The following is a 21,517-nucleotide window of genomic DNA, read 5'->3' as shown; positions in this document are numbered from 1 at the left end:
AAAAGTACCCCCTTAGACTCTAACACCTTGTACATTTACTGTTATACTATTTACTTTAAGTCCAGTATAATTTTCTATGTTATATTTTATTTTCTGAATTATATTATTAGCAATTACAGAAATTTTAGTTCCATATTCTACTATTATATATAATTCGATAGACAAATTATTTTCTTTAGAACTAATTTTTACACCTTTACTTAAATTTTCGCCTTTTATAAGTTCCCAAAGACCATCCTTTGCATTTTTAGAAGCCATACCAACAACACCATAGCATTCCATGGTTGATACACCTACTATATTTGCAACGACTTCTTCTGAATAATTAAGATATCCATTTTCATTTATAATATTACCTATCATTATAACCCTCCTTGCATAAAAGCACCATATAGACCATTTTATATTAAATAAATAATTTATTCAACAAAATAAATATTTAATTATATTTATTATAATAATTTTATATTCTACTTGAAAAAATTATACAATATATGATAAAATAAAACATGTTTGAATTGAGAAGATTACTCTTCACAATTTCTAAGGAGGTGTTTTTGGTGTCAAGAAGATGTGAAATTTGCAATAAGGGTGTTATATCTGGATTACAAGCAAGCCATTCAAACCGTAAAACAAAAAGAAAATGGGCTCCAAATTTAAGAAAAGTTAAAGCTGTTGTTAATGGAACCCCAAGTACTATACACGTTTGCACAAGATGCCTACGTTCTGGCAAGGTTCAACGTGCTATATAAAAAATAAAAAATGCAGTTGTTAATCAATTGCATTTTTTATTTTTTGTTATTTTTTACAATATACTAAGAATGTTTTCTTCTAAAGAATCTTATAATTGAAGATATAAATTTTGGAAGTTTAATTGCTATTATCTTCATATTTTATTTACCCCCCTTTAATGATGAGATTGCTCTATTAAGTACCAGCCTACATAGATCAAAGCAGCCCCTACTCCTATTATCCACCACCATACAGGTATAATAAATGTTATAACTATACCTATTCCTATAAATACAATAATCCATCCTATATTATGCTTCCATTTATGTCGTTTTGACAAACACTATCCCTCACCCATAACTGCTTTACTACTATTATATGATTCAAATTTAAATTTGTTCCATAAAAAAATAGGATGCAATGCATCCTAATCTACACTTCTTATCACCAACAAAGTACCGCTTTTAAATGTTATTTTCACTTTATTTTTTAAAAACTCATTAGAAACAGTTAGTCCATCTCCCACTTTTAAGTAATAGCTATTTAAATTATACTTTGCTCCATAAATTGTTAAATCTACAACTGGTTCATTATAAGCTAGAAGAGAGAAATTACTATTTGTTTCACCAATTATTTCAGTACTGCAGTTTATCATATTTATTATATTATTGTTATCCTTTATACACGCTTCAAGTTTAAGAGTTAAACACTTTAAAAGTAATCCTAAATTACTTAAGGTATGGTCTAATCTGCTGCCTGTACATCCAAGAAAAATAACTTTGCTGACTTTTAACTCTTTGGCCTTAAGTAGCGCTAGTTCTGTATCAGTATAATCCTTTTCTTTAGGGTATCTTTCTATGATACATCCTTTTTTTGCAAAATAATCAAAAACCTCCTCATCAATTGAATCGAAATCACCTATTAGGTAGTCAGGAACAATCTTATATTTATATAAATGATTTGCTCCACTGTCTGCACAAATTAAAAAACAAGGTTCTTCCAATTCATTTTTTATAAGTTCCATTGATGGAGAAGCTCCACCAGAAACTATAACAGCTTTCATTTTAAAATCCTCTTTTTAAAGTTTCTATATTTTCTTTTATTTTATTCTCTTTAAATATTGAAGAACCTGCTACTATAACATTTGCTCCAGATGAAACAACCTTACCAATTGTACTGCTATCAATACCACCATCTACTTCTATTAAAAGCTTCGGGTTTATTGTTTCAGCTAAATTTTTCACTTCTTTTATTTTATTTGTTGAATATTCAATAAATTTCTGCCCACCAAAGCCAGGATTTACTGTCATAATCAATACCATATCTAAAAAACAAATTATATCTTTAATGTTTTCTACAGGAGTACCTGGATTTAAAGCAACAGCAGCCTTAACTCCAAAGCTCTTAATATAGTTTAATGTTCTATCTATGTGTCTATCAGCTTCATAATGAACCGTTATAATATCCGCACCAGCCTCAACAAAATCTTTAATATATCTACCAGGTTCTTCTATCATAAGATGAACATCAAAAGGCAAGTCTGTGTATTTTCTAATACTTTTAATAATAGGTGGTCCTAAAGTAATATTAGGAACAAACTTGCCATCCATAACGTCAATATGAATCATATCTGCTCCACATTTATCAAGTTCAATAATTTGTTCTCCTAGTTTTGAAAAATCCGATGATAATATTGAAGGTGCTATTTTTATCATCTCTTATTCCTCCTATTCATTAACTCCTCAATTGTTTTTACATAAAAATCATATCTTATGGTATTTATTTTTTTATCCTCAACAGCTTGTTTGACTGCACATTGAGGTTCCTTGTAATGTAAACATCCAGTAAATTTACATAAGTTCATATAATCTTGAAACTCGGGGAAACAAAATTGCAGGTTTTCTTTAGTTATAAACTCCATTTCTAATGAAGTAAATCCAGGTGTATCAACTATAAAACCATCTTCAAATTCTACTAATTCACTATGCCTTGTAGTATGTTTACCTCTGCCTAGCTTCTCGCTTATTTCTCCAGTTTTCATTACATCCTTCATTAATAACTTATTTAAAATAGTTGATTTTCCAACTCCAGAAGGGCCACAAAAAACAGTTATGTTTTGTTTAAGTTTTTCCTTAAGCATTTCTAAACCATAACCTTCTTTTGCTTTAATAAATATTACATCATAACCTGCATTTTGCAGCATATAAATTATCTCAGTATATTTAGATGCTTCTACCAAATCCATCTTATTAAAGCATACAACTGCTTTTATATCGTTATATTCACAGAGCACCAAGAATTTATTGAGCAAATCTATATTTAAATCTGGATTAGTAAAAGTAAAGATTACAAAAGCCTGAGTAACATTAGATACAGAAGGTCTTATTAACTCACTAGTTCTAGGATATATTTTATCAATAACTCCCTTATTATTTTTCACTATGATCTCTACTCTATCACCTACCATAGGAATAAGTTCATCGTATCTAAACTTACCCCTAGCTTTGCATTCATACGTATCTTTTTCAGTTCTAACATAATAAAATCCACCAATACCCTTCACTATAGTTCCTTGCATAATTCCTCCTAAAAATATCTACTTATGCTTTTATTTTATCATTGCTGAGTACTATTTTGACTTTGCTCTTGTTGATCTTTCTGCTTTTGTTCCTGCTGCGGCTTAGCTTCTAAGATAATCTTTGTTCCTTTTACTACTGTACCAGCTCCAGGATTTTGAGAAGTAACCACATCATTCATATTTCCTATTGATTCAACTTCTAATCCTTTCGACTTTAGGATATCTATAGCTTCCTGTAATTTAACTTTATCTTTAACAAAGTCTGGAATAACTATTTTTTCAGGTTCCTTGTATTTATAATAAGTTATATCAACAGTGCTTCCTTCCTTAATATTTTGTGTATTTGGTGCTGGATTTTGATTTGCTATTTTATTGTCTTGGTTTTTATCTTCAGTATCTATAGAAGTCTTGTTACCAATTTTAAGATTTACACTTCCTAATAGATTATCAGCTTCACTAAGACTTCTTCCAATCAAATTAGGAACAGTAGTATATTTGATTTCTGGACCTTTACTTAATACCAAATCAATTTTAGAATTTTTCTCTGCATCCTTATCTCCTTCTGGACTCTGTCTTATAACTGAGTCAGCTGGAATAGTATTATTAAACTCATAATCTACTTTACCCACTTGAAAACCATTATTTTTTATTATTTCAGAGGCAACCTTATAGTCTAAATTTACAACGTTTGGAACTTTAACTGCCAAAGCTCCTGCACTAATATAAACTTTAACCACTGAACCTGTTTTTACCTTTGTTCCTTCTTCAGGAAAAGAGCTTAAAACAACGCCCTCTGGTTTATCACTTTTTTCTCTAGAACCTACTATAAATTCAAGTCCACTATCTTTAATTAATTTTTCGGCTTCTTTTTCATTTAACCCTACAATGCTCGGTATAACTATTTCATTTGAAGCAGCATTAAGATTACGTGAAGCAGAGTACTTACTTACAATATACCAGCCTAAAAAAGAAAATACAGCTATTACAATAAGAGCTAAAGGTATTAAGGTTAATACTAGTTTTTTGTTATTTTTTTTAGGTTTATATAAATTATCTTCGTCATCTTCCTCATCACCAATTATTGGAGACATCACTCTTGTTTGCTCTGCAAGAGGATTTTCTAATTCAACTTTATAATCAGCATTATTTTTAATCCTCTGTAAATCTAACAAAATATCTTTTATATTTTGATATCTGCTTGATGGATTCTTTTCCATAGCTTTAAGTATAAGATTATTTAAACCCTCAGGCAAATTGCCGTTTATCTGTTTAGGCGGAACTACAGGCTCTTGAAGATGTTTTAAAGCTACTGACACAGGACTTTCAGCATCAAAAGGAACCCTACCAGTAACCATTTCATATATTACTATACCTAAAGAATAGATATCAGTCCTTCCATCTACGAAAGTACCTCTTGCTTGTTCAGGAGAAAAATAGTGTGCTGAACCCATTACTTTATTAGTATTAGTAATAGTTACAGAATTAGCAGCTTTGGCTATACCAAAATCTGTAACTTTTACATTCCAATCATCAGTAACCAATATATTTTGAGGCTTGATGTCTCTATGTATTATATTATTTTTATGTGCACACTCTAAAGCCTTTGCAATTTGAATTGCAATATCTAATGCTCTGTTATAATCCAATCTTCCATTTTGAATTATAACTTCTTTCAGCGTCCTACCTTGAATATATTCCATAATAATGTAATTAATATTATCTTGAGATCCAACATCATAAATATTTACAATATTATTATGTGAAATACTTCCTGCAGCAGCTGCTTCTCCTTTAAACTTATCTACAAATTCTTTATCTTCAGAGTACTCTTTCTTTAATATTTTTACTGCAACAAATCGATTTAATAGTCGACATTTAGCCTTATATACCTCAGCCATGCCTCCTTCCCCTATTTTTTCTATTACTTCATATCTATTGCCCAGTAAAGTCCCTACCATCTTTACACTCTCCTTCAAAAATAATAACAGTTATGTTATCCCTACCACCTCTTTTTTTACTTAGCTCTACTAACTTATGACAAGCTATATCATGATTATTTTTTATTATGATCTCATACATTTCCTTTAATGTAAGAAAATTAGACAAGCCATCAGTACATAACATTACTTTGAATATATCCTGTAAATTAACTTGGTACGTATCAACCTCGACTTTGGGACTTGTTCCTAAAGCTCTCGTAATAATGTTTTTATTTGGGTGTGTCTCAGCTTCTTTTTCTGTTATACTTCCACTATCTAAAAGTTCTTGAACTAGTGAATGATCTTTTGTAATCTGATACATTCCATCCCTGTCAACTATATAGCATCTACTGTCTCCTACATTAGCTATTACCATCTTACCACTATTTATTAAACAAGCCGTTAGCGTGGTACCCATCCCATATAGAGTAGAACTAGTTCTAGATAATTCATAAATTTTTTTATTTGTAAATTCTACTGCTTCCCTTAACACTTTTTCTAAATTTTCTAATGAACAAATAGAATTTATATATTCTATAATAGTATCTACAGCAAGCTTACTTGCAACTTCTCCAGCATTATGTCCTCCCATACCGTCTGCAACTATGTATAGCTTCTTTTCAAAATCTTCATGATAACCATAATAGTCTTCGTTAACTTCTCGAATATTACCTATATCCGAAAGCATCCCCGCCATCTACCTACACTCCTTTATTTTGCTTATTACTTTTTAAATAACTTCGTCTAAGTTGGCCGCAAGCAGCATTAATATCTGCTCCCATCTCTTTTCTAATAGTAGTTTCAATTCCAAAACTTGTCAATATATTATAAAATGTTTTTATATTTTCTGAGGAAGGTTTTCTGAATTTATTCTCCCTTACTTCATTTACGGGAATTAAATTAATATGACATAGCATATCCTTTAATAATTTTACTAGCATTTCAGCATCTTCTCTTCTATCATTAACATCTTTTACTAAAGCGTATTCGAAGGTTATCCTTTTATTTGTCTTTTCTATATAATATTTACACGCTTCAATTAACTCCTTAATTGAATATTTATAAGCAATAGGCATCATAGATTTTCTTAAAGTATCATTAGAAGCATGTAATGAAATAGCCAGGGTAATCTGCATTTTTTTATCTGCAAGCTCAATTATTTTTGGAATAATTCCACACGTAGACAAGGTTATATGCCTTTGACCTATTTTAAATCCATAATCAGCATTAGCATAATTTATAAACTTTATAACATTATCATAATTATCTAAAGGCTCACCGCTTCCCATAAGTACAATATTTGAAATTCTTTGCCCTATTTTCTTTTGAGCTACCATGACTTGTGCCAGCATCTCACCTGCTGTAAGATTTCTAACTACACCTTCAAGAGTTGAAGCACAAAATTTACACCCCATTTTACAACCTATTTGAGTTGAAATACAAATCGAAATACCATGCTTATATTTCATTACAACACATTCAATTACGTTTCCATCTGCATATTCCAATAAAAATTTCTCTGTTTCATCTAAATTCGATTTTAGACATTGCAAAATTTTAGGTATACCTATATAAAAATAATTTTGAAGCTTTTGCCTTAATGATAAAGGAATATTTCTCATATCATCAAAATCCCATACATTTTTGTAAATCCAATCGAAAATCTGTTTTGCCCTAAATTCACTTTCCCTATTTTCTCTCATCCATAATTTTAAATCTTCCAGGCTTAAATCAAGAATATTGGTCATATAAACACCTACCGTACTTTTTTAAATTTAGCGATAAAAAATCCATCCATATACTTGTTAGGTAATATAGTTAAACCAAAATCACTATAAATAAAATTATCAACATTCCCAAAAAAAAGAGGCTCCAGCTTATAATCTTTATAATTGTTTAAAAACCATTTAACATTTTCTTCATTTTCTTCTTTATTTATAGTACAAGTTGAATATAATAGTACTCCTCCAACTTTAACATATAAGGCTGCATTACTCATAATCTTTCGCTGAATTTCTATAATTTTATTAAACTGTTCATACTCCTTAGTCCACTTAATTTCTGGCTTTTTTCTTATTATGCCAAGTCCAGAACATGGAACATCAATTAAAACTCTTTCAGCAGAATTTTTTAAATTATTATTATAAATAGATGCATCCATTACTTCACAAATTATATTATTTATTCCAAGTCTTTTAGCATTTTGTTTTATTAATGATAGTTTATCTTTATGTATATCGAAGGCAAAAACCTTTCCTGTATTATTCATAAGCTCTGATATATGTGTTGCTTTACCCCCAGGTGCACTGCAAAGGTCCAAAGCAACAATTTCAGATGTAATATCCATAGAAGAAGCTACTAACATTGCACTTTCGTCTTGTACCGTTGCTAATCCCTCTTTGAACAATGGATTATGTTCGATGCTTCTTCCCCTTATAATTCTCACAGCCTCTGGACACACTATTCCCTCTTCTATTTCATAACCATATTGCCTTAATTTTTCACAAGCGTCTTCATAATTTACTTTTAAACTATTTATTCTAATAGTCACATTTGGCGTACTGTTTAATCCATACAATATTTTCTCTGCAGTCTCTTCTCCATATTGCTTTATAAATAACTTAACCATCCAAGGCTCATAAGAATAATTAAAACACAAATGTTCTATTTTATTATCAGGATTATAATATACTTTAGATTTGTTTCTTAAATAATTTCTTAATACAGCATTAACTAATTTAGATGCACCTATTGATTTATACTTTTTAGTCATTTCCACAGCTTCATTTACAGCTGCAAATTCTGGTATTTTGTCTAAATATCGAATTTGATAAATAGTAACTCTTAATATATTTAAAATAGTACTGTCTTGTTTGTTAATAGGAGTTTTTAAAAAACTGCATAATATTTTATCTATGGTATACTTATATTTAAGTGTACCATAGATAATTTCTGTAACTAAAGCTTTATCTCTTTCTTCTAAATTTACTTTATTAAGTTTTGCATTTAAAACTATATTTGAATATCCACCTTTATTTATTATTGCATCCAATATGTCTACAGCAATTTTTCTAGTATTATTCATCCTATAACCTCATTCTATTACTAATCTCTATTACGGTTGCTTATTAAAATAAGCCTCAAAAGCTGAGAAACTGCCATTAAAGCAGCAGCTACATATGTCATAGCAGCAGCATCTAATACAGCTTTAGCTCCAGTCAGCTCATTTTCAGAAAGAATAGATTTATTTCTTAATATCAACAATGCTCTTTTCGATGCATTAAATTCTACAGGCAAAGTAATGAGCTGAAATACAACTACTGCACTAAATAGTATTATACCTAAATTAATAAGTCCTGCCCACCTTAATACTATTCCTATAAAAAATATTACCCAAGATAAATTTGAACTTATATTTACTAATGGCACTATAGAGTTTCTAATGTTTAATGGAACATAATTTAATTTATGCTGTATTGCATGGCCAGTTTCATGTGCTGCTACTCCTATGGAAGCTACAGAAGTACCATAAAACACTTCATAAGATAAACGCATAACTCTTTTACTAGGGTCATAATGATCCGAAAGCTTACCACCTACTATTTCTACAGGCACATCATATAAACCATTTGAATCTAACAGTATTCTAGCCACTTGAGCTCCTGTATATCCGTTAAAACTATAAATCTTTGAATACTTATCAAAGGTAGAGCTAATTTTCATCTGTGCCCAAAAAGATATTACTAAAGCTGGAATAAGAATCATAAAGGTTGAATCATAAAACATATAAACCCCTCCTTTGAATTAAGTTAGTATTACTCCATCTTTTATTATATTACCCCTTATATACTCTTCTACACTTAGAGGCTTTCCGCCTGGAAACTGAATTTTTTTAATTAAAAGTATTCCCTCTCCTGTTGCCACTTCTATGCCTTTTTTTCCTACACTAAGTATTTGACCAGGTATTTTCTTAATATTAATATTTGCATCTATAGCTTCTGCTTCATATATTTTCATAATATCTCCATTATACTGAGTATAAGCAACAGGCCAAGGGTTTAATCCCCTGATTAAGTTTTTAATTTCTTTATTTTTTAATGCCCAATTTATTTTTGCAATTTCTTTATTGAGCATAGGAGCATAAGTACTTTTACTATGATCTTGTTTCTCTGGAATGATTTCATTTTTCAGTATTTTTTTTATTGTTTGGATTAATAGTTCTGCTCCATCTTGTTTTAAAATATCATAAAATTCTCCATAAGTCATATTTTCATTTATTTCATATTTACTTTTTAATAGCATATCTCCAGTATCTAAACCAACATCCATAAGCATAGTAGTATTACCACTCTCAGTTTCGCCATTAATTATAGCCCAATTTATAGGAGCTGCACCTCTATATTTAGGTAAAAGAGAAGCATGTAAATTTATACATCCATATTTAGGTATATCAAGCACTTCTTTGGGAAGTATTTGTCCAAAAGCTACTACTATTATAAAATCAGGATTTATTTTTTTTAAGTTTTCAATGCTTTCTATATCGTTTTTAATTTTCAAAGGCTGATATACTGGGATTCCATGTTTTATTGCTTCCTCTTTTACAGGTGACATAGCGATTTTTTTTCCCCTGCCTTTAGGTCTATCTGGTTGAGTGAAAACTGCAGTTATACCGAATTCTTCTATAAGTTTTTTTAAAGAAGGTACAGCAAATTCAGGTGTACCCATAAAAACAATATTCATTATTGATTCTCACCCTCTACTATTTTATCAACAAATAATACACCATCTAGATGGTCTATTTCATGACATAAAGCTCTTGCTAAAAGGCCTTCACCATCTATTATAATTTCCTCACCTTTTTCATTTAATGCCTTAGCTTTTACCCGTTCAGGTCTTGCAACTTTTCCATGTTTCCCTGGTATACTTAAACAGCCTTCTTCATCCAAATATTCTCCTTCAGTCTTAATAATCTCTGGATTTATTAAATTTATTGGTCCATTTCCTACATCTATAACTACAACTCTTTTAAGTATTCCTACCTGTGGAGCAGCTAAGCCAACTCCCTCTGCCTTATACATAGTATCCTGCATATCCTTAAGCAAAGTAAGTATTCTATCATTTATCTCTTCAACTTTTTTACTCTTTTTTCTTAATATTTCATCACCAATAGTTCTAATGTTTCTAATTGCCATGATTTATACCTCCAAAATTTATTTTATATAAGACTATTAGGGTTTATATCAAGACTTACCCTAATTTCTGTATATACTTCTTTTAAAGTTTCATATACAGTATTTTTTATATCATTAGCTAATTTGTTGTTTATATCACCTTTTAATAATATCTGCCACCTAAAATGTTCATTAATTTTAGAAATTGCACAAGGACAAGGTCCTAACATTTCTATTTTATCATTATGCTCTAAAATATTTTTTAATATTACGCCAACGTTTTGTATATTTTTTATTAATAAATTTTCATTTTTACTGCTCATATTTATTAATAATATTTTTGAGAAAGGAGGATAACCCATATCCCTTCTTATTGATATTTCCTGATTATAAAAGTTTTTATAATCATTTGCTATAGAATTCAGTATACTGTAATTTTCAGTATTATAAGTCTGCACTATTACTTTTCCAGGTTTTTCACCTCTTCCAGCTCTTCCTCCTACTTGAGTTATAAGCTGAAAAGTCCTCTCTGCTGAGCGATAATCTGGTAAATTTAAAGATAAATCCGCTGCAATAACACCTACTAAAGTAACGTTTTTAAAATCTAAACCTTTTGCTATCATTTGTGTTCCTATCAATATATCTGCTTTATTATCTTTGAACAAGTTGTATATAGTTTCATACGAATTTTTTTTTCGAGTAGTATCAAAATCCATTCGTAGTGTTTTAGCCATTGGAAAATATTTTTTAATCTCCTGCTCAACTTTTTCTGTTCCAACACCGAAATATTTTACATACTTACTCTTGCATTTTGGACATACATTAGTTACCTTTCTTTTACTGCCACAATAATGACAGCTAAGTATCCCATCCTCATTATGATATGTTAATGAAATATCACAATTATTACACTTAAATACAAAACCACACTTTCTGCAGGATACAAAAGTTGAATAACCTCTTCTGTTTAAAAAAAGTATTATTTGTTCACCATTTATCAAGCTTTTCTCGATCTCACTATACAATTTTTTACTAAATATAGACTTATTATTTGCTACAAGTTCTTCTCTCATATCAACAAGTTCAACTCTAGGAAGTACAGCATTATCAGCTCTATTTTTCAAGACTAAAAGCTCTAGTTCTCCTAAAGTAGTTTTATAATAAGTTTCAACAGAAGGTGTTGCTGAACCTAATACAAACTTACTTCCTTCTATGCTACATCTATACTGTGCGATTTCTAAAGCATTATATTTAGGATCGCTATCAGATTTATAACTGTGTTCATGTTCTTCATCAATTATAATCAAGCCTAAATTATTGAAGGGTAAAAAAACAGCAGACCTAGCTCCTATGGCTACTTTTACTTCACCATTTTTAACTCTAAACCATTCATCAAATCTTTCACCTTCAGATAGCTTACTGTGAAAAACAGCTATATTTTTTCCAAACCTGCCTTTAAATCTTTCTACCATTTGGGGAGTTAAAGAAATTTCAGGAACCAAAATAATTGAATCTTTTCCATTGTTAATCATATTATTAACAAGGTTCATATATATTTCTGTTTTCCCACTTCCAGTTATACCGTGAATTAAAAAATTATTATTATTTGAATTTACAATTCGATCAAAAACATATTTTTGTTCTTTATTAAGAACTTTTTCTGGATAACTACTGAATATCCTTTCATCATATCTATTTATAGTTATTTTTTCAGTAGTTAAATAACCATACTTTAACAAAGTATTTAAAGAAGAAAGTGAAACTCCAAACTTTTTACTAAATTCATTCTTATTATACTTTCCATTATTTTCTGCAATTAAACTATATATTAATTTATAATTTTCCTTTTGATACTTTCCATCCAGATTTTTACCAACATATATTACATCACTAGTTTTTCTATTTATTCCTTTTATAATCCCAGTTGGAATAATAACTTTAATAGCTTCTAGATAAGTACACAAATATTTTTCTCTCATAAATTTAATAAGCTCTATATCTTCAAGCCTTAATATTGGATATTCATCACTAAGTTCTAATATTTCTTTTATGTTGGAGTTACTAGAATATTCTTCATATAAAGCAACTATAAACCCATCTATTATTTTGTTACCAACTCCAAAAGGAATCTTTACCCTAAAACCTACTTTTATAATTTCTCTTAACTTTTTAGGTATATAATATATAAAAACTTTATCTAACTGTATAGAGTTATTATTTACTATGATTCCAGCATATTTGTACACTTAATCACCCTTCTAAAATTAATAAATTAAAAGGGCTTAATCCTGTAATATAACTACCAGGTTTGCCCCTATAAAAAATAAACTTGACATTATACATTTATAAAATTAAAAAGCTCCCTAGCCACCATTTTTTTAGGCATTTTATCAAGATTTATAATTTCACCGTGTTTACTTAATATTACAACTTTGTTATTATCTGAAGCAAACCCTGTATCACTGCTAGTAATATCATTTGCAACAATATAATCTAAGTTTTTATTCCTGAGCTTTGCTTCAGCATTTTCAATCAAATCATTGCTTTCAGCAGCAAAACCAACAAGTATTTGCTTTGTTTTTAATTCACCCAATTTTTTTAATATATCATTATCTTTAATTAATTTTATTTCTAAGCGTTCATTATTTTTCTTAATCTTTTTGGGCGAGTACTGTTCAACTTTATAATCCGCCACTGCTGCAGACTTAATAACTATATCTTGAGAATCAAAATGCTTTAATACCTCATTATACATCTCTTCATTTGTTTTAACATTTATTACATTTATACCAAAAGGATGCTCTAAACTAGTTGGTCCTGATATCAAAGTAACTTTAGCACCTCTGTCTCTAGCTTCTTCAGCTATTGCATAGCCCATTTTACCAGTAGACTTATTGCTTAAATACCTTACAGGATCAATGGGCGAAATAGTAGGTCCAGCTGTAACTAATACTCTTTTTTCAGTCATATCCTTTATATCATACAACATGCTGCATACAATAGCACTTATAAGCTTTGTATCAGCTAATTTCCCTTCTCCTACATCGCCACAGGCTAATCTTCCGCTAGAAGGAGAAACAAAATTATAACCATGCTGCTTTAACTTGTTAATATTTTCCTTTACTATAGGGTTAGCAAACATATTTGTATTCATAGCAGGTGCAAAAATAACTGGAGCTTTTGTTGCCATTATTGTAGTAGAAAGCATATCATCTGCTATGCCGTTTGCAACCTTACCAATTATATTAGCAGTGGCTGGCAGTATAAGCATTAAATCTGCTTTTTTTGCCAAAGATATATGTTGTATTTCCCATGCCTTTGGTTCTGCAAACATATCTGTAACTACCATATTTTGACTAAGAGCTTGAAAAGTAAGGGGTGTCACAAACTTTGTAGCATTTTTAGTCATTATAACATTGATATTTATATTTTTTTTCTTTAAGTCACTTATTACATCTAATGCTTTATAAGCTGCAATACCGCCACATACTCCTATAACTACAGTTTTTGAAAAACCCATGTTACTTTATTCCTTCTTTCAAAGTTTCATAAGTAATAACTCCAGCATTTACTTCATTAATAGCAACTGTAAGAGGTTTATTCTTTTCTACATCAATTAAAGGCTTATCACCTTCAATTATTTGTCTTGCTCTTTTCGAAGTAATTATAACTAATGAATATCTATTTTCAACCTTTTCTAATAAATCTACAATAGATGGATTAATCATAGAGTTGTTCATGAATTAACTCCTCCTTTGAATTTAAAATAGTATCTTTCATTCTATCAACTCTGCATCTTTCAGCAATAACAATGCTTTCAATTTTTTTAACAGCATCTTCAACAGTATCATTTACAACTGCATAACTATATTTAGATACATAATTTATTTCTTTATAAGCAGACTTAAATCTAGTCATTAAAGATTCAGGAGTTTCGCTGCCTCTTTTTATAATTCTTTTCTTTAGTTCATCCATAGAAGGCGGAAGTATAAAAATAAAAACTCCTTCTGGAAAAACTTCTTTTACTTTTAAGGCACCCTGAATATCTATTTCTAATATTACATCTTTACCATTTTCAAGCATTTGTATAACATTTGATTTAGGGGTTCCGTAAAAATTACCATACACCTCAGCATATTCAAGAAAATCATCATTTTCTATTTTTTCTAAGAACTCATCTCTACTAATAAAGTAATAATTTTTCCCATGAATTTCACCCTGTCGTGGCTGTCTTGTTGTAGCAGAAACAGACAACCAAAACTCATTTTTATCTAACAATGCTTTACATATAGTGCCTTTTCCCGCACCAGAGGGGCCAGAAATAACTAATAAAAGTCCTCTTTTCTTCATTATTCATCAACCTCGTCAATTTCTACTTCGTCTTTATTTGTTGACAATCTGTGTGCTACGGTTTCTGGCTGTACAGCTGATAATATAATATGATCACTATCTGTAATTATTACAGCTCTTGTTCTTCTTCCATAAGTAGCATCTATAAGCATTCCCCTATCTCTTGCTTCCTGAATTATTCTTTTAATTGGTGCTGATTCAGGACTTACTATAGCTATTAATCTGTTGGCAGAAACAATATTACCAAATCCTATATTTATTAACTTTATGCTCATCATTATCCTCCTAATTTATTCAACATTTTGCACTTGTTCTCTAATTTTTTCAACTTCATTCTTTAAGCTTAAAACTATATTAACAAGTTCTAAATCATTTGCCTTAGAAGCTATAGTATTTATTTCTCTATTCATTTCCTGAACTATAAAGTCCAATTTTCTTCCTATTGATTCATTTAATTCAAGTGTCTCTTTCAATTGTATTAAATGGCTGTTTAATCTGACAATTTCTTCATCAATATTGACTTTATCAGCGAATAAAGCAACTTCTAAAGCTAGTCTACTTTCATCTACAGCAGTATCATTCAACAAGTCATTAATCCTTTTTTCTAATTTTTCCTTATATTCTTTAACAATCATAGGAGATCTTTTCGATATCTTATCAATACAATCTTTTATGTAATCACATCTTTTAATTATGTCTTCCTTTAACTTTAATCCTTCTCTTTCTCTCATAGCTATAAGTAAGCTGATTGCTTCATTTAAAGGCGTGCTTAAACTTGACCATACCTTATCTAAGTCCTCTTCCTGCTGATTAAGTGTAATTACCTCTGGAAACCTTGATATAAGAGATACGGAAATATCATCCTTCACATTATATCTATCTTTTATTTCCTGAAGACACTCTACATAACTATCTGCTAACAAATAATTAAAGTTTGCAATAGCATTATTTGAAGCAAAAGAATTTAAAGTGATAAAAACATCAACTTTACCCCTGCTTATCATTTTAGAAATCGTATTTCTTATCTTCTCTTCAAGAGATATTAAGTTTCTTGGCATTTTAATATTTAAGTCTAAATATCTATGATTAACAGACTTTATTTCAACTATAAAGCTTTTACCACTTTCTTCGATACTCCCTCTTCCAAATCCTGTCATGCTTTTCAACATATTTGACTCATCCTTCCGACCAGTATTCAGTTTATAACTAATTATACATAAATCCTCCTAAGAAATGCAAGATAAATTTAGAATCTATAACGTTTTTCAAAAAATAATAAATAAATATATGAACATTATTAATTTTATAGATGTTTCCTTTGACACATAAAATTATAATCAAAAGAAACATCTATAATAAGATTTCATCAAAAAATCAATATACTTTTAAATTGCTAAAAGCTTGCACTATTTCCTGCTTATCTTTTGTTAGAGCTATTCTAAAATAATCTTTACCTAAATCTCCAAATGCAATTCCAGGAGTAACTATTATTCCATAATTGTTTAATAATTCTTCACAGAAGGTCTCAGTAGTATACCCAGCTGGCGTTTTACACCAAATATAAAAAGTACCTACACTTTTAAAGAAATCTATATTGTGTTCTGTTAAAACTTGCTCAGCATTTTGTCTTCTCTCATCAAAAATCTTTCTAATATTATCTACATAATTTCTGGTAAGTTTTAGTGCTTGTATTGCCGCATATTGAATAGGAATAAATTGCCCTGAGTCAACATTACTCTTCACTTTAAGAAGAGCCTTTATAATTTGAGAATTCCCAACAGCATAACCAATTCTAAATCCTGTCATATTATATATTTTAGAAAAAGTTCCAAATTCTATACATTGCTTTTTCTTATCTATCTGCAATAAACTTAGAGGAGCTTCACCCTCTTTAATTATTTCGTTATAGGCTCCATCATTATATAAAACAATATCATTTTTTATGCAAAACTCTATTATTTCCTTATAAAATTCACTGTTTGCTACTGCCCCAGTAGGATTGTTAGGATAGTTAAGCACAAATAACTTGCTTTTTGGCAAAATATCCTTAGGTATAAATTTTACTTCTGGTAAATATAAATTTTTTTCCAGCAAAGGAATTTCAAAAGCATTTACCCCCCAAAGATGACAGGATGTTTCATAAACTGGATAAGCAGGTTTTGGTATAATAGCATAATCTCCAATATCACAAACTGCAGGTACTATATTATTAATACCTTCTTTTGAACCTATAAGTATTAAAACTTCTTCAAACTCTAATTTAACAGAAAAAACTTGTTCATAGTATTTTATTATACCTTTCTTTAACTGCTGTATTCCTTCATATGGTGGATATTTATTAAAATCTTTTATTTTTAATCCTTCTATTAAAGCATTAATAATACTATTTTCAACAGGCAAATCAGGATCGCCAATACTTAGATCTATAATTTTTTTGCCATCATTTAGCATATTTTTTTTTATTATATCTAACTTTTGAAAATGATATTCCGATATAGTTTTCAATCTATTATTGGGTTTCATTAATATACCTCCATTTATCAGTTTTTTATTATACTATTCTAAAAAACTGATAAATGTTACAAAGGGAAAAATCCAAAGTTAACTACTCTGATAATGACCGAATTCAAATATTTGTTTTATTTCACTATTATTATTTGTTTTACCTAAAGCAACCATAAGTTTGATTCTGGCCTTCTGACCTGGAAGGTTGTCTCCAAAGATGACTCCTAAGTTTCTAAGTTCTTTTCCTCCTCCAGGGTAACCATAAGAATCTAACACTCTTCCTTGATAGCACCTAGATACTAACACTACTGGTATTCCTGTTTTTATTGCCCTTTTAACGCCATCAACCATTTTAGGAGGTATATTCCCTCTTCCCATAGCTTCAACTACAATTCCTTTTGTACCACGTTCAACACAAAAATCTATAAATTTAGAATCCATTCCTGCTGCACATTTAATTAAATCTACACTAGTTTCAATATTGTTAGTTTTAATATACTGTTTCATAAGACTGTTTCTATAAAAAATAACTTCATTACTATCTACAATTCCAATAGGACCAAAGTTAGGACTTTTAAAAGTATCAAGACTCATAGAATTTGCTTTAGTAACTTCACTGGCACAATTTAATTCATCGTTTAAACAAACTAACACTCCTCTATTTCTGGCTTCTTGTGAAATCGCTGTACATATAGATGCTGATAAATTAGCTGGACCATCATAACCTAATTCAGAGCTGTTTCTCATAGATCCTGTTACAACAACTGGCTTTTCACTGTTTATTGTTAAATCTAAAAGATATGCAGTTTCTTCCAAGGTATCTGTACCATGAGTAACTACAACCCCTGTAATGTCTTCTCTTAACAATATATTTTGAATATATTTTGATAATTCAAACATAGTTTTAGGACACATATGAGGACCCGGTAAGTTTGAAAAAGTATGAGACTCTATTTGAGCATACCTTTCAATTCCTGTTACCATAGACATAATCTCCTCACCACTTAAGGTAGGTACAGCTGCTCTTATCCTAGGGTCTACTTTCATGGAAATTGTGCCTCCATTAAAAATAACTGCAACTTTTTTCAAGACTTTTACCTCCCACAAATAATGTAATGAATTTATTAATATTTATTGATTTATGATTTATTCTTTATTATTCTACATCTTTTAACTGTATAAAACTACTAAAAATTATAATATGTTTTAAATTTACATGCATACTGTTAATAAAGTTACACATGCTAACCTCAAGGAGGTGTCTTTAATGAATGTTAAGCCTATAGAGCCTGAAGAAAATGAATCATTATTTTTAGAAAATACAGATTCATTTACAGAAATGGATGATGCTTATGGATATAATGATAATATTACTGCAAAGTTAGGTGGCAATTTCACAAAAATTATTGAATTCTATGATAATCATTTATAAAAAAATTTAAAGCCTGCGAACAATAAGTTTGCAGGCTTTATCATGGTCTGGGTAACAGGATTTGAACCTGCGACCTCTAGAACCCCATTTATAAAAAACCTGCTTTCACTTAATTGAATAAGGCTTTATTAATTTAAACAAGCCCTTTATTTATCATAAAAAATGAATTTTTTATTTCATTAAATTTCCATTCATTTCACCAGTTTTTTGTTAGATTATGGTCGAAATTATGGTCGTAAATTTAAGTGTATATATTATGAAGAAATCTTTTACCTACCTAATGTATTTTCATTATAATTTATAAGCTGTTTTATTTTCTTTTCATCAATTTTATAATAATTAGATATTAATTTAACAGCATTTTCAAAATAATTCTTATCTTTCTTAAGTTCTTTTAATTCCTTATTAAGTTTTTCATTTTCTAAAATTATATCAATATTATATTTTTTATAAATTTTTAAAGTATTTTGTATTGATTTTAATTTAAGCTCTACTAGTTCATTATTCAATGCTTTAGCTTTAACCTGTTCTAAATCTTTTTCGTTTAGCTGTTCATTAATAAGTGTGTACCATTTTCTAACTTCTATATGTTTAGCTTTACTATATTTTATTCCACGATTAAGGCTTTTAAAAGTGCTTTGCATTGAGGAAGCGTAATTATCCTGCCATGTTCTTAATTTATCTACGCCGTCAAAATAACGGGCATTAGAGAGTATATAACTTTGCTTCTTCTCTGAGTAGAATTTAGGAATAATTAAAGCATGTATATGCCATGTGCTTTCATCTTTATGAAGCACAGCATAAATACAATTATCTTTAAAATTGTTTTGTAACCATTCTTTGTTTATTGTTTTCCATTGTTCTAACTGTATATTAGATAACCCTTTAAAAAATCCTGGTGAAGCTGTTAAAAGTATTTCTCTAGCTATTACATTATTGCTACGAAGCTTAACATCTTTTATATAATTTATAACTTTGTCATATACATTGTTATCTCCTATCAGTATTTCATTAGGTATTTTAGTATCAGCATTAGGTACATCTATTTCCCTTTGCATATGTTTTTGAAATCCTCTTATACTTATCATAGCTTTATGTTTTTTCCCAAATCTTAAAATGCAGTAAAAATAATTACTGTTAATACTTCTATAAGTAGGTTCTTTGTATAATTTTTCTTCTTTGTTTTCTACATCTTCCCATACCATATATTCCTCCAATTTATTATTAATATAAAAAATATTAATATAAAAAATATTAATATAAAAAATATAAAAAAATATAAAAAAAACTCACTACGGTTTATTTATTTTTCTATATTAAATATTGTTTGTCTACAAAAGGTAATTTATTGTGAGCAATAATTAAAACTGTATCATCACTATTTTTATTACTGTTAGAAAGCCTTCTAACTTCATCTGGCGTAAATAGTTTTTTTGAATGTTTTGTAATCTTGCCTTTATCATGATTGATAATTACCTCTGTTTCTCCACATAATTCACTAACATATTTAAGTGCTTCTAAATCACTAATGGAAGGCAGTATACACTTAGTTTTTAAACAGTTTAATATAGTCATAGCATTATTTTGCCCGTAAATGTCATAAAGTTTAGATATATTTTGCAGGCAGCATAAAAAAGGCATTTCGTAAATTCTATTTAATGCTAAAATACTTTCTAAACCTTGAATTTTCCCTAAGTTCTGTAGTTCTTCCAACATAAAAATAACAGGTAGACTATTTTCAGTATAAAAATCCATTGTTTTTTCTATCAGTTGTGTATAAAAAATACCTAAAAAAGGCGAAAGATATTTAGCTTTTGAAGGTTCATAAGAAATATAGAGTGCTATAGGTTCTTCTCTTAAATCTTTTGGTGAAAAGCTGTTTTTAGATATGGTTTTAATGAGTTTTATATCACCATATAAAGCAAGACTTGTAGCCAGAGTACTTCTTATACTATCTACAGTTCCTGGACTTCTTAGACTTGTTTTAAATATTAAAAATTGCTTTTGTGCTTGTGGATTTGATTTTAAAAACTCTTTCTCTAGTGTTTCTTCATCATTTAATATTATTAAATCTAAAGCTTTATCTATAGTATTTTCTTTAAGCAAAGCTGCTGTAAGAAGTGGAGCTGACATACTAATCCATTCGCTGTTTTTATTGTCTTTATCAACTTGTGCATTTTCTAATATATTTATTGCAAGTTTTCTTATCTCTGCAAAATCATCGCAGTTGCTTAAAGGGTTATAAAATCCTTCTTCTCCTAGTATTTCAAATTTTATAATTTTTCTTCCTATGCTTTTTTGATAATCTGCTGTACTTTTCCATAACTCACCTTTTAAATCAGGTATTACTATCGAACTTTTTGGGAAACAATTATTTAAAAGATTTGTTGTAAAAAACGAGCGTGTTTTCCCCTCTCCTGGTGGAGCAATAACGACTACATTTTCACATGATTTTTTAAAATTAAGCTGAAAGTTTTTAGATAAAATAAATCCATCATCACCTGTTAATTTACTCCTTTCAATTTGAAGTTTTGATGTGCCAAGTTTATTTTTTTTTACTTTTCTAACTTCAAAAAATAGCCATAAACCGCATCCAAACAAACCTACCTTTAATAGTTTATCAGCTAATAACAAACAATAAAATAATGGTTCCATTATGCCCCCATGTATAAATTATTATGTACGTGAAAATACTATTTTAAAGGAGTTGGTTAGTATGATTTTACTTTTAGATATACTATCTGCTATAATAGCTATAGTTACAGGTTAT

The 21,517-nt window shown here is 29.2% G+C and carries 24 protein-coding genes; 2 read left to right on the top strand and 22 right to left on the bottom strand.

Annotated elements, in window-relative coordinates:
* Positions 1 to 12 precede the first annotated feature (12 nt).
* Entirely contained in the window at positions 13 to 363 is a 351-nt protein-coding gene (locus M2651_RS06010; RefSeq protein ID WP_252131446.1) for an Asp23/Gls24 family envelope stress response protein, read from the bottom strand.
* A gap of 197 nt (positions 364 to 560) precedes the next feature.
* Between M2651_RS06010 and rpmB the strand changes: the two genes are divergently transcribed.
* The gene (gene rpmB / locus M2651_RS06005) at positions 561 to 752 is read left to right on the top strand and encodes a 50S ribosomal protein L28 (protein WP_252131445.1); all 192 of its coding nucleotides are present in this window, start codon (positions 561 to 563) and stop codon (positions 750 to 752) included.
* 155 nt (positions 753 to 907) lie between these two features.
* Here rpmB and M2651_RS06000 read toward each other — a convergent pair whose 3' ends face one another.
* The 19 genes from M2651_RS06000 to M2651_RS05910 form a co-directional block, all read right to left on the bottom strand.
* On the bottom strand, positions 908 to 1,072 hold the full coding sequence (locus M2651_RS06000; protein ID WP_252131444.1) for a hypothetical protein: 165 nt from the start codon (positions 1,070 to 1,072) through the stop codon (positions 908 to 910).
* Positions 1,073 to 1,159: 87 nt separating this feature from the next.
* Entirely contained in the window at positions 1,160 to 1,795 is a 636-nt protein-coding gene (locus M2651_RS05995) for a thiamine diphosphokinase (protein ID WP_252131443.1), read from the bottom strand.
* Between the two features lies 1 nt (position 1,796).
* Complete coding sequence (rpe, locus tag M2651_RS05990) at positions 1,797 to 2,447, bottom strand: ribulose-phosphate 3-epimerase (RefSeq protein WP_252131442.1); 651 nt, start codon at positions 2,445 to 2,447, stop codon at positions 1,797 to 1,799.
* Positions 2,444 to 3,310 carry a ribosome small subunit-dependent GTPase A gene (rsgA, locus tag M2651_RS05985; RefSeq protein WP_252131441.1) on the bottom strand — a complete coding sequence of 289 codons (867 nt, stop codon included), beginning with the start codon at positions 3,308 to 3,310 and terminating at the stop codon, positions 2,444 to 2,446. The genes rpe and rsgA overlap by 4 nt, the downstream gene beginning before the upstream one ends.
* A 38-nt stretch (positions 3,311 to 3,348) precedes the next feature.
* Positions 3,349 to 5,268 carry a Stk1 family PASTA domain-containing Ser/Thr kinase gene (gene pknB / locus M2651_RS05980; protein ID WP_252131440.1) on the bottom strand — a complete coding sequence of 640 codons (1,920 nt, stop codon included), beginning with the start codon at positions 5,266 to 5,268 and terminating at the stop codon, positions 3,349 to 3,351.
* Positions 5,243 to 5,986, bottom strand: a complete 744-nt coding sequence (locus M2651_RS05975) for a Stp1/IreP family PP2C-type Ser/Thr phosphatase (RefSeq protein ID WP_252131439.1) — start codon at positions 5,984 to 5,986, stop codon at positions 5,243 to 5,245. The genes pknB and M2651_RS05975 overlap by 26 nt, the downstream gene beginning before the upstream one ends.
* A gap of 4 nt (positions 5,987 to 5,990) precedes the next feature.
* A complete protein-coding gene (gene rlmN, locus M2651_RS05970) occupies positions 5,991 to 7,037 on the bottom strand; it encodes a dual-specificity RNA methyltransferase RlmN (RefSeq protein WP_252131438.1) in 1,047 nt (348 codons plus the stop codon).
* 8 nt (positions 7,038 to 7,045) lie between these two features.
* Positions 7,046 to 8,374, bottom strand: a complete 1,329-nt coding sequence (gene rsmB / locus M2651_RS05965) for a 16S rRNA (cytosine(967)-C(5))-methyltransferase RsmB (RefSeq protein ID WP_252131437.1) — start codon at positions 8,372 to 8,374, stop codon at positions 7,046 to 7,048.
* 20 nt (positions 8,375 to 8,394) lie between these two features.
* Positions 8,395 to 9,075: a zinc metallopeptidase gene (locus M2651_RS05960; protein WP_252131436.1), complete on the bottom strand. Its 681-nt coding sequence runs from the start codon at positions 9,073 to 9,075 to the stop codon at positions 8,395 to 8,397.
* 18 nt (positions 9,076 to 9,093) lie between these two features.
* On the bottom strand, positions 9,094 to 10,029 hold the full coding sequence (gene fmt / locus M2651_RS05955; RefSeq protein WP_252131435.1) for a methionyl-tRNA formyltransferase: 936 nt from the start codon (positions 10,027 to 10,029) through the stop codon (positions 9,094 to 9,096).
* On the bottom strand, positions 10,029 to 10,481 hold the full coding sequence (def, locus tag M2651_RS05950) for a peptide deformylase (protein WP_252131434.1): 453 nt from the start codon (positions 10,479 to 10,481) through the stop codon (positions 10,029 to 10,031). Before def ends, fmt begins: the two co-directional genes overlap by 1 nt.
* Positions 10,482 to 10,504: 23 nt before the next feature.
* Positions 10,505 to 12,706 carry a primosomal protein N' gene (priA, locus tag M2651_RS05945; protein WP_252131433.1) on the bottom strand — a complete coding sequence of 734 codons (2,202 nt, stop codon included), beginning with the start codon at positions 12,704 to 12,706 and terminating at the stop codon, positions 10,505 to 10,507.
* 89 nt (positions 12,707 to 12,795) lie between these two features.
* On the bottom strand, positions 12,796 to 13,980 hold the full coding sequence (coaBC, locus tag M2651_RS05940; RefSeq protein ID WP_252131432.1) for a bifunctional phosphopantothenoylcysteine decarboxylase/phosphopantothenate--cysteine ligase CoaBC: 1,185 nt from the start codon (positions 13,978 to 13,980) through the stop codon (positions 12,796 to 12,798).
* A 1-nt stretch (position 13,981) separates the two neighbouring features.
* Positions 13,982 to 14,200 (bottom strand): DNA-directed RNA polymerase subunit omega, encoded by a 219-nt coding sequence (gene rpoZ, locus M2651_RS05935; protein ID WP_252131431.1) that lies wholly within the window; start codon positions 14,198 to 14,200, stop codon positions 13,982 to 13,984.
* Positions 14,181 to 14,810, bottom strand: a complete 630-nt coding sequence (gene gmk, locus M2651_RS05930) for a guanylate kinase (RefSeq protein WP_252131430.1) — start codon at positions 14,808 to 14,810, stop codon at positions 14,181 to 14,183. Before gmk ends, rpoZ begins: the two co-directional genes overlap by 20 nt.
* On the bottom strand, positions 14,810 to 15,085 hold the full coding sequence (gene remA, locus M2651_RS05925; RefSeq protein ID WP_252131429.1) for an extracellular matrix/biofilm regulator RemA: 276 nt from the start codon (positions 15,083 to 15,085) through the stop codon (positions 14,810 to 14,812). Before remA ends, gmk begins: the two co-directional genes overlap by 1 nt.
* 15 nt (positions 15,086 to 15,100) lie before the next feature.
* Positions 15,101 to 15,979 (bottom strand): YicC/YloC family endoribonuclease, encoded by an 879-nt coding sequence (locus tag M2651_RS05920; protein WP_252131428.1) that lies wholly within the window; start codon positions 15,977 to 15,979, stop codon positions 15,101 to 15,103.
* A gap of 205 nt (positions 15,980 to 16,184) precedes the next feature.
* Positions 16,185 to 17,333 (bottom strand): aminotransferase class I/II-fold pyridoxal phosphate-dependent enzyme, encoded by a 1,149-nt coding sequence (locus tag M2651_RS05915; RefSeq protein ID WP_252131427.1) that lies wholly within the window; start codon positions 17,331 to 17,333, stop codon positions 16,185 to 16,187.
* A 78-nt stretch (positions 17,334 to 17,411) separates the two neighbouring features.
* On the bottom strand, positions 17,412 to 18,404 hold the full coding sequence (locus M2651_RS05910) for an asparaginase (RefSeq protein WP_252131426.1): 993 nt from the start codon (positions 18,402 to 18,404) through the stop codon (positions 17,412 to 17,414).
* 178 nt (positions 18,405 to 18,582) lie between these two features.
* Here M2651_RS05910 and M2651_RS05905 point away from each other — a divergent pair, with 178 nt between their 5' ends.
* Positions 18,583 to 18,747, top strand: coding sequence for a hypothetical protein (locus tag M2651_RS05905; protein WP_252131425.1), 165 nt, complete (start codon positions 18,583 to 18,585; stop codon positions 18,745 to 18,747).
* Between the two features lie 269 nt (positions 18,748 to 19,016).
* Here M2651_RS05905 and M2651_RS05900 read toward each other — a convergent pair whose 3' ends face one another.
* Positions 19,017 to 19,952: a plasmid recombination protein gene (locus M2651_RS05900; protein ID WP_252131424.1), complete on the bottom strand. Its 936-nt coding sequence runs from the start codon at positions 19,950 to 19,952 to the stop codon at positions 19,017 to 19,019.
* A 106-nt stretch (positions 19,953 to 20,058) separates the two neighbouring features.
* Positions 20,059 to 21,402, bottom strand: a complete 1,344-nt coding sequence (locus M2651_RS05895) for a type IV secretory system conjugative DNA transfer family protein (protein ID WP_252131423.1) — start codon at positions 21,400 to 21,402, stop codon at positions 20,059 to 20,061.
* Between the last annotated feature and the right edge of the window lie 115 nt (positions 21,403 to 21,517).

It is taken from the genome of Clostridium caldaquaticum, assembly GCF_023806125.1.
Lineage (GTDB): Bacteria > Bacillota > Clostridia > Clostridiales > Clostridiaceae > Clostridium_AT > Clostridium_AT caldaquaticum.
The sequence above is the reverse complement of the archived record's forward strand: the minus strand, read 5'-3'. Positions and strand labels throughout refer to the sequence as shown.

Excerpts from the sequence above, each read along its gene's own strand:
- M2651_RS06010 (WP_252131446.1), bottom strand. The coding sequence starts at position 363 with ATGATAGGTAATATTATAAATGAAAATGGATATCTTAATTATTCAGAA.
- M2651_RS05995 (WP_252131443.1), bottom strand. The coding sequence starts at position 1,795 with ATGAAAGCTGTTATAGTTTCTGGTGGAGCTTCTCCATCAATGGAACTT.
- rpe (WP_252131442.1), bottom strand. The coding sequence starts at position 2,447 with ATGATAAAAATAGCACCTTCAATATTATCATCGGATTTTTCAAAACTA.
- rsgA (WP_252131441.1), bottom strand. The coding sequence starts at position 3,310 with ATGCAAGGAACTATAGTGAAGGGTATTGGTGGATTTTATTATGTTAGA.
- pknB (WP_252131440.1), bottom strand. The coding sequence starts at position 5,268 with ATGGTAGGGACTTTACTGGGCAATAGATATGAAGTAATAGAAAAAATA.
- M2651_RS05975 (WP_252131439.1), bottom strand. The coding sequence starts at position 5,986 with ATGGCGGGGATGCTTTCGGATATAGGTAATATTCGAGAAGTTAACGAA.
- rlmN (WP_252131438.1), bottom strand. The coding sequence starts at position 7,037 with ATGACCAATATTCTTGATTTAAGCCTGGAAGATTTAAAATTATGGATG.
- rsmB (WP_252131437.1), bottom strand. The coding sequence starts at position 8,374 with ATGAATAATACTAGAAAAATTGCTGTAGACATATTGGATGCAATAATA.
- M2651_RS05960 (WP_252131436.1), bottom strand. The coding sequence starts at position 9,075 with ATGTTTTATGATTCAACCTTTATGATTCTTATTCCAGCTTTAGTAATA.
- fmt (WP_252131435.1), bottom strand. The coding sequence starts at position 10,029 with ATGAATATTGTTTTTATGGGTACACCTGAATTTGCTGTACCTTCTTTA.
- def (WP_252131434.1), bottom strand. The coding sequence starts at position 10,481 with ATGGCAATTAGAAACATTAGAACTATTGGTGATGAAATATTAAGAAAA.
- coaBC (WP_252131432.1), bottom strand. The coding sequence starts at position 13,980 with ATGGGTTTTTCAAAAACTGTAGTTATAGGAGTATGTGGCGGTATTGCA.
- rpoZ (WP_252131431.1), bottom strand. The coding sequence starts at position 14,200 with ATGAACAACTCTATGATTAATCCATCTATTGTAGATTTATTAGAAAAG.
- gmk (WP_252131430.1), bottom strand. The coding sequence starts at position 14,810 with ATGAAGAAAAGAGGACTTTTATTAGTTATTTCTGGCCCCTCTGGTGCG.
- remA (WP_252131429.1), bottom strand. The coding sequence starts at position 15,085 with ATGAGCATAAAGTTAATAAATATAGGATTTGGTAATATTGTTTCTGCC.
- M2651_RS05920 (WP_252131428.1), bottom strand. The coding sequence starts at position 15,979 with ATGTTGAAAAGCATGACAGGATTTGGAAGAGGGAGTATCGAAGAAAGT.
- M2651_RS05915 (WP_252131427.1), bottom strand. The coding sequence starts at position 17,333 with ATGAAACCCAATAATAGATTGAAAACTATATCGGAATATCATTTTCAA.
- M2651_RS05905 (WP_252131425.1), top strand. The coding sequence starts at position 18,583 with ATGAATGTTAAGCCTATAGAGCCTGAAGAAAATGAATCATTATTTTTA.
- M2651_RS05900 (WP_252131424.1), bottom strand. The coding sequence starts at position 19,952 with ATGGTATGGGAAGATGTAGAAAACAAAGAAGAAAAATTATACAAAGAA.
- M2651_RS05895 (WP_252131423.1), bottom strand. The coding sequence starts at position 21,402 with ATGGAACCATTATTTTATTGTTTGTTATTAGCTGATAAACTATTAAAG.